Source organism: Streptomyces diastatochromogenes (assembly GCF_002242805.1).
GTDB classification, from domain to species: Bacteria; Actinomycetota; Actinomycetes; order Streptomycetales; family Streptomycetaceae; genus Streptomyces; species Streptomyces diastatochromogenes.
The window spans coordinates 115,292-132,629 of sequence record NZ_MCGQ01000010.1 but is presented as its reverse complement, the minus strand read 5'-3'; the positions used below and the strand labels follow the sequence as shown (position 1 = coordinate 132,629).

Genomic DNA, 17,338 nt, shown 5'->3' with positions numbered 1-17,338 from the left:
CGGGATGCGGCGGTGGACCGCGTGCTGTGCTGGTCGCCGAAGCGGGTCCTTGAACTCGGTGTCGGATCGGGGCTCTTGCTCGCACATATCGCGGGACAGGTCGAGGAGTACTGGGCCACCGACTTCTCGGCGCGGGTGATCGAGCGGCTGCGGCAGCAGGTGACGCGGGCCGAGCTGGCGGATCGAGTCGAACTGCGGTGCCAGGCCGCCGACGACCTCTCCGGACTTCCCCGGGGCCGATTCGACACCGTGGTGCTGAACTCGGTCGTGCAGTACTTCCCGAACGAGCGGTACCTGGAGCAGGTCCTGACCGGTGCTTGGGAACTGCTTGCGCCGGGTGGCCGGATTGTCCTCGGCGACGTCCGGCGGGCGGCATCGCTGCGGGTTCTGCAGACGGGTGTCCAGCGGGCCAAGCACCCGGATGCGACACCGGCCGTGCTGGCCAGTGCGGTGGAGCAGGCCGTGCTGCTGGAGAAGGAACTCGTCATCGAACCCGAGTGGTTCCTGCGCTGGGCCAACCGCGTCGGAGGAGCTGCCGTCGACGTACGGGTCAAGGAGGGCAGCGCCCACAACGAGTTGACCCGGCATCGGTACGAGGTCGTGCTGCACAAGTCGGGTGATGTGTTGTCCTTGGCGGCCGTGCCCTCCTTGGTGTGGGACGGAGACCTCGACCGCCTCACCGATCACGACGAAGCAGTCGTACGCATCACCGGCGTCCCGAACGCACGCCTGACCGAAGAGGCTGCGGCGGCACGCGAGTTGGGCCAGGAAGACTCCGGCGCGGTGAAGGTGCCGTCACTCGACCCGGGCCACCTTCCCGCGTGGGCCGCGGTGCACGGATGGGACGCGGTGGTGACATGGTCGACGCACGCGGTCGACCAGGTGGACGTACTCGTCTTCCGGGACGGCCCAGTGGCCGGCCGGATCCTCACCGGCACATACCTGCCCGCGCCCGGCGAACGCACCCTGGTCAACGACCCCGTGGCCGTCGGTGCCATCACCGCGCTGCTGCCCACCCTGCGCGCCCACCTCCGCGAGACCCTGCCCGAGTACATGGTGCCGTCCGCGATCGTGCCGATCGGCAGCGTGCCGCTGACGGACAACGGCAAGCCGGACCGGCGCGCGCTGCCCGTACCCGACTATTCGGCGGGCAGCAGTGGCCGGGCTCCGTCGACGCCGGAGGAGGAGTCGCTGTGCGCGCTGTTCGCCGCGGTGCTCGGACTCGACCGGGTCGGCGTGGACGACAACTTCTTCTCCATCGGCGGGCACTCGCTGCTGGCGACCAAGCTGGTCAGTCGTATCCGAGCCGAGCACGGCGTGGAGATCCCGATCCGGGTCGTCTTCCAGGCACCCACGGTCGCCGAGCTGGCGGCACACCTCACGTCTCTGAGCACCGTCCGCCCGCCCCTGCTGCCCCAGGACCGGCCCGAGCGGCTTCCTGTCTCCTTCGCCCAACAGCGACTGTGGTTCATCCACCGGTTCGAGGGGCCGTCGGCGACGTACAACGTCTCGCTGGCCCTGCGGATGCGCGGTGATCTCGACACGGCCGCGCTCTGCCAGGCCGTGCACGACGTCGTGGTGCGGCACGAGTCTCTGCGCACTGTCTTCGGTGAGGCGGACGGGCAGCCCTACCAGCAGATCCTGGAGCCGACCGCGATCCGGGTGCCCTGGGAGGAACGCGAGGTCACCGAGGCCGAACTCCCCGACACCCTGCGGGAGGCGGCACGTCTGCCGTTCGACCTGGCCGGTGAGATCCCGATCCGGTCCTGGCTGTTCCGGATCAGTGAGCTGGAGTCGGTGTTCCTGATCGGCGCGCACCACATCGTGGCGGACGGCTGGTCGGCTCTGCCGCTCGCCCAGGACCTGACCGCGGCCTACGAGGCCCGACGTGACGGCCGGCAGGCGGAGTGGGAGCCGCTTCCGGTGCAGTACGCGGACTACACGCTGTGGCAGCGGGAGCTGCTGGGGAACAGTGACACCCCGGGAAGCCTGTACCGGCGTCAACTGGACTACTGGACCACCCACCTGGCCGAGCTGCCGGAAGCCATCGACCTGCCCACCGACCGGTCACGGCCCGCGGTGGCGTCGTACGCCGGTGATCTGGTGCCGCTCGAACTCGACGAGCAACTCACGGAGGGTGTACGGAGGTTGGCCCGGGAGACCGGTGCGACGGTCTCGATGGTGCTGCAGGCGGGGCTCGCCGCGATGCTCACCAGGCTGGGTGTGGGCACGGACGTGCCGATCGGTTCGCCGATCGCCGGCCGTACCGACGAGGCACTCAACCGGTTGGTCGGCTTCTTCGTCAACACCTGGGTGCTGCGCGCGGACACCTCCGGCGACCCCGGCTTCGCCGAACTCATCGGCCGTGTGCGGGAGATGAGCCTCGCCGCGTACGACCACCAGGACATTCCCTTCGAGCACCTGGTCGAGGTCCTGAACCCGGTGCGGTCGCCGGCCCACCACCCGCTCTTCCAGGTGTGTCTGGCGCTGCAGAACAACACGCGGCCGGAGTTCGCCCTGCCTGGCCTGGTGGTGTCCGAGGAACCCTTCGGCATGGGCACCTCGCGCTTCGACCTGTTCATCAGCCTCACCGAACGGGACGACGACGGCGCGCCGGCCCGGATCGAGGGGTTCGCGGAGTACGCGACCGAGCTGTTCGACGCCGGGACGATCAGCACGATGCTCGACCGATGGGTGCATTTCCTGCGGCAGGTGGTGGCCGCCCCGGACACGCCCATCGGGGTGGTGGACATCCTCGCCGACGGCGAGCGTGCGGCGCTGGAACGGTGGGGCGGCCAGGGCCGGGACGCCGGGTTCGAGGCCGGCACCGTTCACCAGCGGTTCGCCGCCACGGCCGCCGCGTCCCCGGATGCGACCGCTCTGGTCTCCGCGGACGGCGCGCACAGCTGGACCTACGCCGAACTGGACCGCTGGTCCAACCGCATCGCCCACCACCTCCGAGCGAAGGGCGCCCGCCCGCACACCCGGGTGGCGCTCGTGCTCGAACGCTCGCCCCTGCTGGTCGCGGCGATCCTCGGGGTGCTGAAGACCGGCGCCGCCTACGTGCCGGTCGACCCCACCTATCCGCCCGAGCGCATCGAGTTCACGCTCGCCGACCTCACCCCCGCCGTCGTAGTGGACGAAGGTCTCGCCGACGAGGACCTCGGACGGTGTCCGGACTCGCCGCTCGAGGCCGATGGCGTCGGGGAGCACAGCACCGCGTACGTGATGTACACCTCCGGTTCCACCGGCCGCCCCAAGGGTGTGGAGGTGACCCATCGGAACGTGGTCGACCTCGTGCTCGACGCCTGCTGGGCCGCCGGTGCCCACCGCCGTGTCCTGGTCCACTCACCGCACACCTTCGACGCGTCGACGTACGAGCTGTGGGTGCCGCTGCTCGGCGGTGGCACCGCTGTGGTGGCACGCGCCGGAAGGCCGGACACCGCGGAGCTGGCCCGGGTCGTCGCCGAGCGGGCGGTGACCGGGCTGTGGCTGACCGCCGGGCTCTTCGCCGTGATGGCCGAGCAGCACCCGGAGTGCTTCACGCACGTCGCCGAGGTGTGGGCCGGCGGTGACGTGCTCTCGCCGACCGCGGTCCGCCGGGTCCTCGACGCCTGTCCCGGCCTCACCGTGGTGAACGGGTACGGCCCGACGGAGACCACCACGTTCGCCGCCCGGTACCGGGTGTCCTCGGTGGACCGGTGCACCGACCCGCTGCCGATCGGTGAACCCATGGACGGCAGTCGGCTGCTGGTCCTGGACGACCGGCTGCGGCCGGTGCCGCCCGGTGTGGTGGGTGAGCTGTACATCGGGGGCGACGGAGTGGCCCTCGGGTACGCGGGCCGCCCGGGCCTGACCGGTGAGCGGTTCGTCGCCGACCCGTTCGGGCCGCCCGGGGCGCGGATGTACCGCACCGGCGACCTGGTGCGCTGGAACACGGCCGGGAGCCTTCAGTACGTGAGCCGGGCCGACGACCAGATCAAGCTCCGCGGCTTCCGGGTGGAGCCGGGCGAACTCGAAGCGGTGCTGCGGGAGCGGGAGGGGGTGGCGCACGCGGTCGTCGCCGTACGCCGGGACCGCCTCGGTGAACGCGGCATGGTCGCCTACGTGGTGCCCGACGCGTCCGCCTCCACCGGCCGGGACGCGGTCGAGCAGGTCGGCGAGTGGCGTGAGATCTACGACGAGATGTACGGCGGGACAGCGGTGGACCCTGGCGGGGTCGGTGAGGACTTCACCGGGTGGAACAGCTCCTACACCGGCCGGCCCATCCCGCTGCCCGAGATGCGGGCCTGGCGCGAGGCCGTGCTCGGCCGCGTGCGTGCCCTGCGGCCGCGCCGGGTGCTGGAGATCGGCGTCGGCTCCGGCCTGCTGCTGGGACCGCTGGCGCCGGAGGTGACGGAGTACTGGGGCACCGACTTCTCCGCCCCCGTCATCGAGCGGCTGCGGGCCCAGGTCGGCGCCGACCGGCGGCTCTCGGACAAGGTGTCGCTGCGCTGCCGGCCGGCCGACGACCCGGACGGCCTGCCGACGGGGTTCTTCGACACGGTGATCCTCAACTCGGTCGTGCAGTACTTCCCGGACGCCGACTACCTCACCCGGGTGCTCGACCTCGCGATGGACCGGCTCGCGCCCGGCGGACGCATCGTGATCGGTGACGTCCGCAACTACCGCACCCTGCGGATGTTCAGCGCCGCGGTCCACCGTTCCCGGCAACCGGACGAGGGCCCGGCCGCCGTGCGGGCCGCCGTCGAACGCGCGGTGCTGGGCGAGAAGGAACTGGTCGTCGACCCGGGCTACTTCACCCGGTGGGCCGAGGCGCGTCCGGAGGCCGTCGCCGCCGACATCCGCCTCAAGCAGGGCAGCCACCACAACGAGCTGACCCGCCACCGCTACGAGGTCGTACTGCACAAGGAGCCCACCCGTTCGCTGCACCTGGCGGACCTGCCCACGGCGGTCTGGGGAGCGGACGTACGGGAACCGGCCGATGTGGAGACCGCGTTGGCCCGGCACGGTGGCCAACTGCGTCTGACGCGCATCCCGAACGCCAGGCTGGCCGGCGAGGGGGGCGCCCCGGTCGAGTCGGGGGGCATGATCGACCCGGCCGAGCTGGAGGCGTGGGGCGCCGCACGAGGGCTCGCCGTGTACTGCACCTGGTCGGCCCAGGCGGCGGACTGCTTCGAGGCGGTCGTACTGCCCGACGTCGACGCCCTCTGCTGCGACGGCGTCTACCGGCCGGCCGACGCCCCCTCGTCCCGTCTGGTGAACGTTCCCGCGGTGTCCCGCCGTGTGTCCCGGCTGCCCTCGCGGCTGCGGGAGGAACTCGCGGGCCGGCTCCCGGAGTTCATGATGCCGAGCGAGATCATCGTCCTCGACCGGCTGCCGCTCACCGAGAACGGCAAGGTGGACCGCGCCGCGCTGCCCGAGCCCGACCCGACCGGCGGCGACTACCGCGCCCCGCGCACACCGCGCGAGGAGGAACTCGCCGGACTCTTCGCCGAGGTGCTGGGCCTGGACCGGATCGGCATCGACGACGACTTCTTCGCCTGCGGCGGGCACTCCCTGCGGCTGACCCGCCTGGTCTGGCAGATCCACGAGAAGCTGGGCATGGACGTGCCGATCCGGACGGTGTTCCAGTACCCCACGGTGGCCGAACTGGCGGCACAGCTGTCCGCCGACACACAGGTGGGCTTCGAGGACCCGTTCGCCGTACTGCTGCCGATCCGCACCGAGGGGGACAGGCCCCCGCTGTGGTGGCTGCACCCGGGCGGCGGGCTGAGCTGGCCCTACCTGGGCTTCGCCCGGCACATCGACCCGTCCTGGCCGCTCTACGGCATCCAGGCGCGTGGCTTCGACGGCACCACGCCGCCGGCGGACTCCATCGAGGAGATGGTCGACGACTACCTGGCGCAGGTGCTGGAGGTCCAGCCGAGCGGCCCCTACCACCTGCTGGGCTGGTCCTTCGGCGGCACCCTGGCGCACGCCATGGCGGCCGAACTGCAGCGCCGCGGACACGAGGTGGCGCTCCTGGCCCTGCTGGACGCCGCGCCCTCCAGCCACTTCGCCGATCTCGAAGCGCTCGACGAGGCCATGGTGCGCCGCTTCCTGGCCAATTACATGGGACATCTCGCCGGAATGGAGGAATACCCGACCCTGGTCGCCACGGCCTCGTCCATCTTCGTCGGGGAGATGGAACAGATGCGGCGGTTCACCTCGCCGCGGTACCGCGGCGATGTCGTCTTCTTCAACGCACTCCTCGACCCGGAGACCCATGACAAGCGGCAGCTCGAGGTGGAACTCGAGGTGCTGTGGCAGGAGTACGTCGACGGCCGAATGCAGCGCATTGACATCCCCTGCGCGCACAACGAGATGTACTGGCCGCGTAACGCGGCTGAAATCTGTCGTGTCATCAACCAGATTCTGCGCGCAGCGCAATGATCTGGCCCAAACCCTTGACCGGTGGAACGAGATCTGGAGGATTAGGGTGAGTATCAATCCGTTCGACGACGAGAATGGCCAGTTCTACGTGCTGGTCAACGACGAGGACCAGCACTCGCTGTGGCCCGCATTTTCCGAGGTGCCGGCCGGCTGGCGCATTGTCTTCGGTCCGGCGGGACGGGTGGAGAGCGTCGCCTATGTGGAGGAGAGCTGGACCGACATGCGGCCCCGCAGTCTCCGAGAGGCGATGGACCGGTAGGTCGCGCGCCGTGGTGCAAGGCGCACGCTCGGGGCGGGCCGGAATGGGCCGGTACCGCCTCCCGGTTGCAGGCCGAACAACCTAACATGGCATAGAGACATGGACCTGACCAATCCATGAGCGTCAACGGGGAGGCTTGTGCTGTGGCTGGCGCAAACAGCGACGTAATGTTCGTCCGATGGCCGGCACAAACGGATCTGCGGAATCGATGTAGGAGGGAGGGGGTGCCCCGTCTTCTCGTCGTCGAGGGAGGTGCACGACCTCCCGTGTGCAACGATCCGTTCGAGGACTGGGTTCGTGCGCCCATATCCCGAGAGGATTTGGACGCCCGTGTCAGGGCGTTACAGAACCGGCTCGACAGCCGCCAGGTTCCGACTCTCGATTCGGCCGGAACGCTGTGTTTCGGCCCGCATTCGATCACTGTTTCGAATGCCCAGACGGAATTGATGGAGCTGCTGATCGAGCACTTCGGTGAGGTCGTGTACCGGCATGAACTCACCCAGCGGCTCGCCGACCGGGTTCCGATGCCCACGAGAAACTCGCTCGACCTCCACATCATGCGGCTCCGCCGCCGCCTGTCCCCGATCGACCTGGTCATCCGGACCGCGTGGGGACGCGGCTATGTGCTGGAGAACGCGGCCGCCTGAGGGCGTGCGCCGCTACGACACCGCGTGCCGCAGCCGGGCCACGCGGTGTCGAGCCAAGAGAACATCACCCAGATGCCGGCCGGCGCCCCGACAGATCCGTCGGCGCGGTGCCGTGACCGATCACGACGTGACCGCCAGCGCGGGCAGGAGTGCGTCCTGCGACTGCCGGGCGGCGGCCGTGCCGTCGCTGATGTGCAGGACCGCGTCGGCTCCCTCCAGGATCGTCCGGTCGAGCGGGCGGTAGCCCTGGCGCGGAGTGATGTCGGTCCGTGTGCGGGCGGGAGCGTCCATGACGTCCGCTGTCAGCTCCCAGGCGCTGGTACCGCTCTGCAGCAGGCCCTCGTAGGTGTCCGGCTCGGGGTCCAGGAGCCCGAGAGCCTCGCTGCGGCCCAGGCTGCCGGCCACGAAGGCGTACTGCTCACCCATCAGCGGTCCCAGGACGGTGCCGGCGCCGTGCCAGTTGAGGTCCAGATCCGCCTGGCACCAGGTGCTCAGGTCGCGCTGGAAGTGGAGGTTGTGGCCGAAGACCAGCGTCGGGCCCCGCCGTGCCTCGACACTGCGCACGTCGAGGAGGCTCTGGGCGATGAGCGCGTCCCGGGTGGCCAGCAGGCGGGAGATCCGTGCGGCGTGTTCGAGGCTCTGCGCACACTGCTTGTGATAGCGCAGCAGGCCGAGGCCGGCCAGCAGATGCGTCCTGGCTCTGAGCCACTCGGCGTGCGAGTCCGCCGCGGCCGGCTCCGGTGCGCGGGTGTGGAGCAGGGCGAGCATGGCGTCGGCGATCGAGCGCACCTGCTCGGCCTCGACCGTGCCGCCGAGCGACATGGCCGGGTCCATCACCGCCTCCGTACGGCTCCAGCCCTCGTCGTCGCCGAGGAGTTCCGCGAGGTCGACGCCGAGTTGCAGGTAGTCGCGGGTGTACTCGAGATAGCGCCGCGGGCTGGGCGCGCTGTGGTTCTCCGTCGGGGTGTCGAAGCCGTGGAACGCCACGCGCTCCTCCGCCGGCCGGTTCCGGTTGTGGTCGCGCATCCAGGCGATCAACTGCCGGTTGGGCTCCAGGTCCCCGAACTCGTGGGAGAAGCCCTTGCGCAGGACCGTGTCGAGGCTTCCGGCTCCCCCCTGGACGAAGTCGTTCACGTCGAGGGCGGCCACGCGATCGGTTTCGAGGGCGATCGACCGGAAGCCACGCTCGACCAGCTGGACGAACAGCTCGTTGCGCACCCACCCGAAGGCGGGCTCCTGGTGGGTCGGCTCACCGAGCGCCAGCAGGTCACACGAGGGCACGGTGAGGTCGTGCAGGTTCTTTCTCATGTGTCTCAATTGAACCATTGGAAGACCGGTTGAGACTTCCAGCGCTACGGCCCCTCAAAGGGTGATCGACCACGCTGGAAAGTCTCAAACCGTCGATCAACCGGCGGAACAGCGGGTCGGCGGGTCAGCGTGAGCTTGCCGCGTACTTGCGCACCGAGAGCGGAGCGAAGACCACGATCAGGCCGATCGACCAGGCCACCGTCTGGAGGACGTAGCTGCCCGCCGGGCCGCCACTGAACAGTGCGCGCAGCGCGTTGACGGCCGCGGTCATGGGACTGTGGGCGGCGTAGGCCTGGAGCCATCCCGGCATCGTGCCGGTCGGCACGAACGCCGAGGAGATCAGGGTGAACGGGAAGATCCACACGGCGCCGGCCGCCTGGGCTGCCTCCGCGTTGGGCACCGACAGACCGATGAAGGCGCCGAACCAGGACACCGCGTAACCGAACAGCAGCAACAGCAGCATGCCGCCCAGCGCCGGAAGGAATCCGTTGAGGAACCGGAATCCGACGAGCAGGCCGATGAGCACCGTCACGGCCACGGTGACGGCGTTGCGGAAGATCTCCGACACCGTGCGGCCGACGAGTACGGCGGAGCGGCTCATCGGCATCGAACGGAAGCGGTCCATCAGGCCTTCGCGCATCTCCGTGGCGATGCCGATGGTGGTGCCGGCGGCCGAACCGTAGAGCGCCATCTGGACGAAGATGCCGGGCAGCAGGAACTGGGCGTAACGTCCGCCCCCGATGTTGATCGCGCCGCCGAAGACGTACGTGAACAGCAGGATGAACATGACCGGTTGGAGAAGCGAGAAGCTCACCAGCTCGGGGCTGCGCAGAGTGTGCCGGATGTTCCGCAGCGTCATCTCCCACACATCGGACAACCACCAGGAGACTCCGCCGTGCGGCTTCGTGTCCGCTCTGCCGCTCCGCAAGGTCAGGGCCGTGGACGTCATGACCGCTCGGTGTCCTTCCCGTTGGTGTCCTTCCCGCTGTTCCGCTGGTCGGTCCTGTGCTCGGCGGAACGACCGGTGACGGCGAGGAACACGTCGTCGAGGGTGGGGCGGCGGACCGCCACGTTGGCGATCGCGACACCGGAGCCCTTGAGCAGATGCAGGAGATCGGGCAGCGTGCCGCCGTCGGCCAGCGGTGCGTGGACCACCAGCGTCTCCGGGTCGGCGACCGGCTCGGTGCCCAGCCGCTCCCGCAGGAGTCTCGTGGTCTCCTCCAGGGCGGCGCCGTCGATGAGCGTGATGCCGACCCAGTCCTGGCCCACCTGCGCCTTCAGCTCGTCCGGCGTGCCGCCGGCGATGACCCTGCCCTGGTCGATGACGGACAGTGAGTCGGCGAGCTGGTCCGCCTCCTCCAGATACTGCGTCGTGAGCAGCACGGTGGTGCCCTCGGCGACCAGTTCGCGCACCATCTGCCACACCGCCATGCGGCTGCGCGGGTCCAGGCCGGTGGTCGGCTCGTCGAGGAAGATGAGCCTGGGGCGTGCCATCAGGCTCGCGGCGAGGTCGAGCCTGCGGCGCATGCCGCCCGAGTACGTCTTCGTCTGCCGGTCGGCGGCCTGGCCCAGATCGAAGCGCTCCAGCAGTTCGCTCGCGCGTGCCCTGCTGTCGGACTTGGACAGCCGGAACAGCCTGCCGATCATGTGCAGGTTCTCGCGCCCGGTGAGTAACTGGTCGACCGCCGCGTACTGACCGGTGAGGCCGATGATGGACCGTACGCGCCGTGGGTCGCTGCGGACGTCGATGCCGAACACCTCGGCCGTCCCGTCGTCCGGGCTGATCAGGGTGCTCAGGAGGCGGACCGTGGTCGTCTTGCCCGCGCCGTTGGGGCCGAGCAGACCGTGCACGGTGCCCTCCGGCACCGTGAGTTCAAGGTGGTCGAGTGCCATCACCGAGCCGAAGCTCTTGCACAGTCCAGCCACTTCGATCGCTGCCGGCATTTACCGGATTCCTTTCCGAGCTGAGACGATTTCAGAACTTCCCTGCTCCTGATGCTCAAGCGTATACCTGCAATCCCGATGGAAACTTTGTAAGAAAAGCCCCTGCATTACTGCGCTAAAGTCTCAAACCATGGATCACCTGCGCCCCACCGACCTGGCCCGTGAGCACGGCATCTCGACCCAGGCGGTCCGCAACTACGAGCGGGACGGGTGCATCCCGCTCGCCGAACGCACGGCGTCCGGCTACCGGGTCTACACCGAGGCGCACGCGGCGGCCCTGCGTGCCTATCTGGCGCTCATCCCGGCGCACGGTTACGCCGTGAGCGGGCAGATCATGAGGGCGCTCAACACGGGCGCACTCGACGCGGCTCTCACGGCCGTCGACCGCAGTCACGCCCAACTGCTGCGCGACCGCGGCACCCTGGACGCGGTAGGAGAGGCCGTCGCGCACCTGACCACCAACCCGGACACCGCCGCGCAGGCACCGGTGAGCAGCGAGACCTTCAGCATCGGCGAACTGGCGCACCGCCTGGGCGTCACCGCGGCGACCCTCCGCAACTGGGAAGCGGCGGGCATCCTCGTCCCCGACCGCGCCCCGGTCACCGGACACCGCACGTACGGCGCCCCCGACATCCGCGACGCCGAACTGGCCCACCTCCTCCGGCGCGGCGGCTATCAGCTGGACCAGATCTCCACCGTGGTCCAGCAGATCCGCACCGCCGGCGGCACCCAGGCGCTGTCCGCCGCCCTCGACGACTGGCGGCAACGCCTGACCGTCCGAGGCCTCGCGATGCTCAACGCCTCCGTCCAACTCGCCCGCTACACAGCCCTCCTCGACCTCACCCCACCCGAGCCGCTGACCTACCCGGACACCCCCTAGGCTCGGACGCGCTGTGTGATCTCGGCTGAGGGGGCTGAACTTCGGTGTCGGACAAGCGCGTTGTCATCGTGACCGGCGGAGGTACGGGCATCGGGGAGGCCACCGCCCGACTGCTGTCCGAGGAGGGGCACCAGGTGGTCGTCTCCGGTCGGCGGGCCGAACCCCTGCGGCGCGTCGAGCGGGAGACCGGGGCCCTCGCCCATCCCGCCGACGTCGGGGATCCGACGGCGGCCGAGCGTCTCGTCCAGGCCGCTCTGGCCGCGCACGGACGGCTCGACGGGCTGGTGCTCAACGCGGGCATCGGGCGCGGCGGAGCGGTGGGTGACCTGTCCCTGGCGGACTGGGACGAGGTGATGCGCACCAACGTCACCGGCCCGCTGCTCCTGCTGCGCGCGGCGATCCCGCACCTGCTGGAGAGCCGAGGGGCGGTCGTCGGCGTCGCCTCGGTCTCCGCACTGCGCAACGGCACGAGCAACGCCCCGTACGCCACCTCCAAGGCGGCCCTGCTCCAGCTCTGCCGTTCCGTCGCCGTCGACTACGGGCGGCAAGGGGTGCGTGCCAACATCGTCTGCCCCAGCTGGGTGCGCAGCGAGATGGCCGACCGGCGCATGGCCCGCTTCGCCGAGGACACGGACCTGGGCGGCGGGGGCCTGGAGGCCGCCTACGAGGAGGCGACCAGGCTGCTGCCCCTGGGGCGGCCGGGCGAGCCGCGGGAGATCGCGGAGGCGATCAGCTGGCTGCTGTCCCCGGCGGCGTCGTACGTCAACGGCGCCGTACTCACCGTCGACGGCGGAGCGACGGCCCTCGACCCCGGGACGCTCGCCTTCGACTTCCACATCGCGCCACGCTGAGAGGCTTCACCCGTCGGCTGCCGAAGCCGGCCCTCCCTCGAACGCCGCCAGGATGCGTTCCGCCGCCAGTGTCGCCGTCAACGTGCCGTCCCTGACCTGCTGTTCGAGGGTGGGGGCGGCCTCGCGAACACCCGGGTGCGCGTGCAGGCGGCCCAGGAGGTCGTCGCGGACCATCGACCAGGCCCAGTCGACCTGCTGGTCCCGCCGCTTGGCGGTGAGCCGGCCGGTGGAATCGAGGAGCGTGCGGTGCTGTTCCAGCCGTTCCCACACCACGTCCAGACCGGACGACTCGCGGGCGCTGCAGCTCAGCACCGGCGGATTCCAGAACGCGTCCTTGCCGTGCATCAGGCGCAGCGCACCCGCCAATTCACGGGCGGCGGCGCGGGCGTCGCGCTCATGGGGGCCGTCGGCCTTGTTGACGGCGATGACGTCGGCCAGCTCCAGGACGCCCTTCTTGATGCCCTGGAGCTGGTCACCGGTGCGGGCCAGGGTCAGGAGCAGGAAGGAGTCGACCATGTCGGCGACCGCGGTCTCGGACTGGCCGACGCCGACGGTCTCGACGAGGATCACGTCGTAGCCCGCCGCCTCCATCACCACCATGGACTCGCGGGTGGCCTTGGCGACCCCGCCCAGCGTGCCCGCGCTGGGGGAGGGCCGTACGAAGGCGTTCGGGTCCACCGCCAGGCGTTCCATGCGGGTCTTGTCGCCGAGGATCGAGCCGCCGGTCCGGGTGGAGGACGGGTCCACGGCGAGTACGGCCACCCGGTGGCCCTGCGAGGTCAGCAGCGTGCCGAACGCGTCGATGAACGTCGACTTGCCCACGCCCGGCACCCCGCTGATGCCGATCCGCCGCGCCCGGCCGCTGTGCGGGAGCAGCTCGGTGAGCAACTCCTGCGCCAGCGCCCGGTGCTGGGGCCGGGTGGACTCGACGAGCGTGATGGCGCGGGCCACCAGGGCCCGCTTCCCGTCGAGCACACCCTTCACATACGTGTCGAGATCGATCGCTGCCATGCGGATCAGAGGTCGTGGCCGAGGTCGGCCGACAGCCGCTTCACCAGGTCGTACGCCGCGTCCGGGATCACCGTCCCGGGCAGGAACACGGCCGCCGCGCCCATCTCCAGCAGCACCGGCACGTCCTGCGGCGGGATGACCCCGCCGACCACGATCGTGATGTCCTCCCGGCCCTCCTCGGCGAGCTTCTCGCGCAGCGCCGGTACGAGGGTGAGGTGACCGGCGGCCAGCGAGGACACGCCGACCACGTGGACGTCCGCCTCCACCGCCTGGCGGGCGACCTCCTCCGGGGTCTGGAACAGCGGGCCGACGTCGACGTCGAAGCCGAGGTCGGCGAAGCCGGTGGCGATCACCTTCTGGCCGCGGTCGTGGCCGTCCTGGCCCATCTTGGCGACCAGGATGCGGGGCCGGCGCCCCTCGGCCTCCTCGAAGGCGTCCACCAGGGCACGGGTGCGGTCCACGGACGGGGACTCCCCTGCTTCGTTGCGGTACACGCCGGAGATCGTACGGATCTGGCTCGCGTGCCGGCCGTACACCTTCTCCAGGGCGTCGGAGATCTCGCCGACGGTCGCCTTGGCGCGCGCCGCGTGCACGGCCAGCTCCAGCAGGTTGCCGTCGCCGTCGGCCGCCCGGGTGAGCGCGTCCAGCGCGTCCCGGCAGGCGGTCTCGTCCCGCTCCGCCCGCAGCCGCCGCAGCTTCTCGATCTGCTGGGCGCGCACGGAGGAGTTGTCGACCTTGAGGACCTCGATCGCCTCGTCGTTCTCCACCCGGTACTTGTTGACGCCGATCACCGGCTGACGACCGGAGTCGATACGGGCCTGCGTGCGCGCGGCTGCCTCCTCCACGCGCAGCTTGGGAATGCCGGCGTCGATGGCCTGCGCCATACCGCCCGCCTGCTCGACCTCCTGGATGTGCGCCCAGGCCTTGCGAGCGAGGTCGTACGTGAGCCGCTCCACGTAGGCGCTGCCGCCCCACGGGTCGATGACCCGGGTGGTGCCCGACTCCTGCTGGATGAGCAGCTGGGTGTTGCGGGCGATGCGCGCCGAGAAGTCGGTCGGCAGGGCGAGGGCCTCGTCCAGGGCGTTGGTGTGCAGCGACTGGGTGTGGCCCTGGGTCGCCGCCATCGCCTCCACGGCCGTACGCGTGACGTTGTTGAACACGTCCTGCGCGGTCAGCGACCAGCCGGAGGTCTGCGAATGGGTGCGCAGGGACAGGGACTTGGTGTTCCGCGGCTCGAACTGCGAGACCAGCTTGGCCCACAGGAGCCTGGCCGCCCGCAGCTTGGCGATCTCCATGAAGAAGTTCATGCCGATCGCCCAGAAGAACGACAGCCGGGGCGCGAACGCGTCCACGTCCAGGCCGGCTTCCCGCCCGGCGCGGATGTACTCGACTCCGTCCGCGAGCGTGTACGCCAGCTCCAGGTCGGCCGTCGCACCCGCCTCCTGGATGTGGTAGCCGGAGATGGAGATGGAGTTGTAGCGGGGCATCCGCTGCGAGGTGTACGCGAAGATGTCGGAGATGATCCGCATCGACGGCTTCGGCGGATAGATGTAGGTGTTGCGGACCATGAACTCCTTCAGAATGTCGTTCTGAATGGTCCCGGCCAGCTTCTCGGGCGGTACGCCCTGCTCCTCCGCCGCCACGATGTACAGCGCCAGCACCGGCAGCACGGCGCCGTTCATCGTCATCGACACGGTCATCTTGTCGAGGGGGATCCCGTCGAACAGCTGCCGCATGTCGTAGATCGAGTCGATGGCCACGCCCGCCATGCCGACGTCACCGGTCACGCGCGGGTGGTCGCTGTCGTACCCCCGGTGCGTGGGCAGGTCGAAGGCGACCGACAGGCCCTTCTGACCGGCCGCGAGGTTGCGCCGGTAGAACGCGTTGGACTCCTCGGCGGTGGAGAAGCCCGCGTACTGACGGATCGTCCAGGGCTGGTTGACGTACATCGTCGGGTAGGGGCCGCGCAGGTACGGCGCCATGCCCGGGTAGGTGCCGAGGAAGTCCAGGCCCTCCAGGTCACGGCCGGTGTACAGCGGCTTGACCCCGATGCCCTCCGGGGTCTCCCACAGCGGTGTCTCGCTGCCCGTGGCGTGCTTGACGGCCGTACGCCATTCCGCGTCACCACCCTCGGCGACGGGGGTCCCCAGCTCGATGCCGGAGAAGTCGGGGATTCCCATCAGGACACTCCCATGCGATCGAGGGTCGCGGACAACACGTCCACTGCGTCGCAGCCCGCGAAGACGTACGAGTCGATGCCGGCGTAGTCGCCCCGGCCCGCGAGGACCACGTGCCGGGCCCCGGCCGCCTTCAGCGACTCGGCCGTCCGCTCGGCCTGTTCGGCGTACTGCGCGTCGCTGGAGCACACCACGGCCTCGGTCGCGCCGCTGTCCTCGAAGGTGCCCTCCGTGACCGGCTCGATGCCGCCCGCCTGGAAGAGGTTGGCGGCGAAGGTCGAGCGCGCGGTGAACTCGGCGGCCGAGCCCAGGGTGGCCAGGAAGATCCGGGGGCGGGAGCCGGTCGCGGCCAGGTGGGCGTCGGAGCGGGCGCGCAGCGCCTCGTACGCCTCGTCCCGGCGCACCCGGGGCAGCCCGCCGGACGGCGGCTCGGGCGCGGGCTCGCGCTCCACCGGCTTCTCGGCGAGGAACGGGAACTCGCTGACACCGGTGATGGGTTCGCGCCGCTTGGCGAGCTTCTTGGAGCGCTCGGCCCAGGTCGCCGCCAGGTCCGTACGGATCCGGCCGGAGCGCAGTACGGCCGCCTGTCCGCCGTCGCGCTCGATCGAGCGGAAGAACTCCCAGGCGGCCCGGGCGAGTTCGTCGGTGAGCTGCTCGACGTACCAGGAGCCGCCCGCCGGGTCGATGACCCGGGCCAGGTGGGACTCCTCGACCAGGATCGTGGAGGTGTTGCGCGCGATACGGCGGGCGAACGCGTCCGGCAGGCCGAGCGCGTGGTCGAACGGCAGCACGGTGACGGAGTCGGCGCCGCCCACCCCGGCGGCCAGCGTCGCGATCGTCGTACGGAGCATGTTCACCCACGGGTCGCGGCGGGTCAGCATCACCGGCGAGGTCACCGCGTGCTGCACCTGCGCACCCGCGCCGGGCGCACCGGACACCTCGGCCACCCGCGCCCACAGCCGGCGCGCCGCGCGCAGCTTGGCGATGGTCAGGAACTGGTCGGCGGTGGCCGCGTACCGGAACTCCAGCTGCCCACAGGCCGCTTCGACCGTGAGACCGGCCTCGGTCAGCTCCCGCAGATAGGCCACACCGGTGGCGAGGGACGCGCCCAGCTCCTGCGCGGCCGAGCCGCCCGCCTCGTGGTACGGCAGCGCGTCCACGGTCAGCGTGCGCAGGCCCGGGTACTGCTCGGCGGTCCGCCGGGCCAGCGCGGCGAAGGGCGCGAAGTCCTGGGCCTCGCCCGTGCGGGCCTCGTACCCCAGCGGGTCGCCGCCGAGGTTGCCGCGCACGGCCTCCGGGTCGACGCCCCGCTCCTCGTACAGCCGCAGCAGCTCGGCCGCGGCGGCCTCCACGTCACGGCCGGCGTCCAGGACGACCGGGGCCAGGTCGAGGTAGACGCCATCGAGGGCGCGCGCGACGCCGGACACGGGGATGCCGCCCTCGCCCACGACCAGCCAGAGCGAGGTGACGCCGTTCTCCAGGTCCGCCAGGACCGCCCCGTCGGCGAGCGTCGCGTGCCGCTGCCGTACGTCCCAGCCGCCCGCGGTGTTGCCCTCGGGGCGGCCGCCGCGCACGAACGGGGCGAAGCCGGGCAGACCGGGGTCGGGCGCGTCATCGCGCGCGGTGTACAGCGGCCGGGTACGCAGCCCGTCCTCGAGCGTGGTGGACAGAGCGTCCTCAGCTGCCGCGCCCGAGACTTCCTTGCCCGACTTGCGCAGCACACCCTCGACCAGGCGTTGCCACTGCTCGTGTGTCGCGTCAGGGAACTCGGCGGCCAGTGGGAGCCCGTCGTCAGGCAGGACCGTCATGCTCGGATGTTAGGTCAG

General features: G+C 70.6%; 11 protein-coding genes. 5 read left to right on the top strand and 6 right to left on the bottom strand.

The features are described from left to right. Window positions 1-12: 12 nt before the first annotated feature. From BEK98_RS11440 to BEK98_RS11430, 3 genes are all read left to right on the top strand, one after another. Complete coding sequence (locus BEK98_RS11440) at window positions 13-6,435, top strand: non-ribosomal peptide synthetase (protein ID WP_143684103.1); 6,423 nt, start codon at window positions 13-15, stop codon at window positions 6,433-6,435. 46 nt (window positions 6,436-6,481) lie between these two features. Further along, window positions 6,482-6,694: an MbtH family protein gene (locus BEK98_RS11435; RefSeq protein ID WP_094216346.1), complete on the top strand. Its 213-nt coding sequence runs from the start codon at window positions 6,482-6,484 to the stop codon at window positions 6,692-6,694. Between the two features lie 266 nt (window positions 6,695-6,960). Beyond that, entirely contained in the window at window positions 6,961-7,341 is a 381-nt protein-coding gene (locus BEK98_RS11430) for a winged helix-turn-helix domain-containing protein (protein ID WP_244201831.1), read from the top strand. 120 nt (window positions 7,342-7,461) lie between these two features. Here the strand turns inward: BEK98_RS11430 and BEK98_RS11425 are convergent, their stop codons facing one another. The 3 genes from BEK98_RS11425 to BEK98_RS11415 form a co-directional block, all read right to left on the bottom strand. Then, complete coding sequence (locus BEK98_RS11425) at window positions 7,462-8,649, bottom strand: erythromycin esterase family protein (protein ID WP_094216344.1); 1,188 nt, start codon at window positions 8,647-8,649, stop codon at window positions 7,462-7,464. Window positions 8,650-8,773: 124 nt separating this feature from the next. After that, the gene (locus BEK98_RS11420) at window positions 8,774-9,598 is read right to left on the bottom strand and encodes an ABC transporter permease (RefSeq protein ID WP_094216343.1); all 825 of its coding nucleotides are present in this window, start codon (window positions 9,596-9,598) and stop codon (window positions 8,774-8,776) included. Then, window positions 9,595-10,593, bottom strand: a complete 999-nt coding sequence (locus BEK98_RS11415; protein ID WP_094216342.1) for an ATP-binding cassette domain-containing protein — start codon at window positions 10,591-10,593, stop codon at window positions 9,595-9,597. Before BEK98_RS11415 ends, BEK98_RS11420 begins: the two co-directional genes overlap by 4 nt. A 130-nt stretch (window positions 10,594-10,723) precedes the next feature. On the opposite strand from BEK98_RS11415, the gene BEK98_RS11410 reads away from it, so the two are divergent. Both BEK98_RS11410 and BEK98_RS11405 read left to right on the top strand, forming a co-directional pair. Then, entirely contained in the window at window positions 10,724-11,473 is a 750-nt protein-coding gene (locus tag BEK98_RS11410; RefSeq protein ID WP_094216341.1) for a TioE family transcriptional regulator, read from the top strand. A gap of 44 nt (window positions 11,474-11,517) precedes the next feature. Continuing rightward, the gene (locus BEK98_RS11405; protein ID WP_094216340.1) at window positions 11,518-12,324 is read left to right on the top strand and encodes an SDR family NAD(P)-dependent oxidoreductase; all 807 of its coding nucleotides are present in this window, start codon (window positions 11,518-11,520) and stop codon (window positions 12,322-12,324) included. Window positions 12,325-12,330: 6 nt separating this feature from the next. Here the strand turns inward: BEK98_RS11405 and meaB are convergent, their stop codons facing one another. From meaB to BEK98_RS11390, 3 genes are read right to left on the bottom strand one after another with little or no spacing between them, the layout of a single operon-like run. Then, on the bottom strand, window positions 12,331-13,335 hold the full coding sequence (gene meaB, locus BEK98_RS11400; RefSeq protein WP_094216339.1) for a methylmalonyl Co-A mutase-associated GTPase MeaB: 1,005 nt from the start codon (window positions 13,333-13,335) through the stop codon (window positions 12,331-12,333). A 5-nt stretch (window positions 13,336-13,340) separates the two neighbouring features. After that, window positions 13,341-15,515, bottom strand: a complete 2,175-nt coding sequence (gene scpA / locus BEK98_RS11395; RefSeq protein ID WP_094216338.1) for a methylmalonyl-CoA mutase — start codon at window positions 15,513-15,515, stop codon at window positions 13,341-13,343. After that, window positions 15,515-17,320 carry a methylmalonyl-CoA mutase family protein gene (locus tag BEK98_RS11390; RefSeq protein ID WP_094216337.1) on the bottom strand — a complete coding sequence of 602 codons (1,806 nt, stop codon included), beginning with the start codon at window positions 17,318-17,320 and terminating at the stop codon, window positions 15,515-15,517. The genes scpA and BEK98_RS11390 overlap by 1 nt, the downstream gene beginning before the upstream one ends. Window positions 17,321-17,338 lie beyond the last annotated feature (18 nt).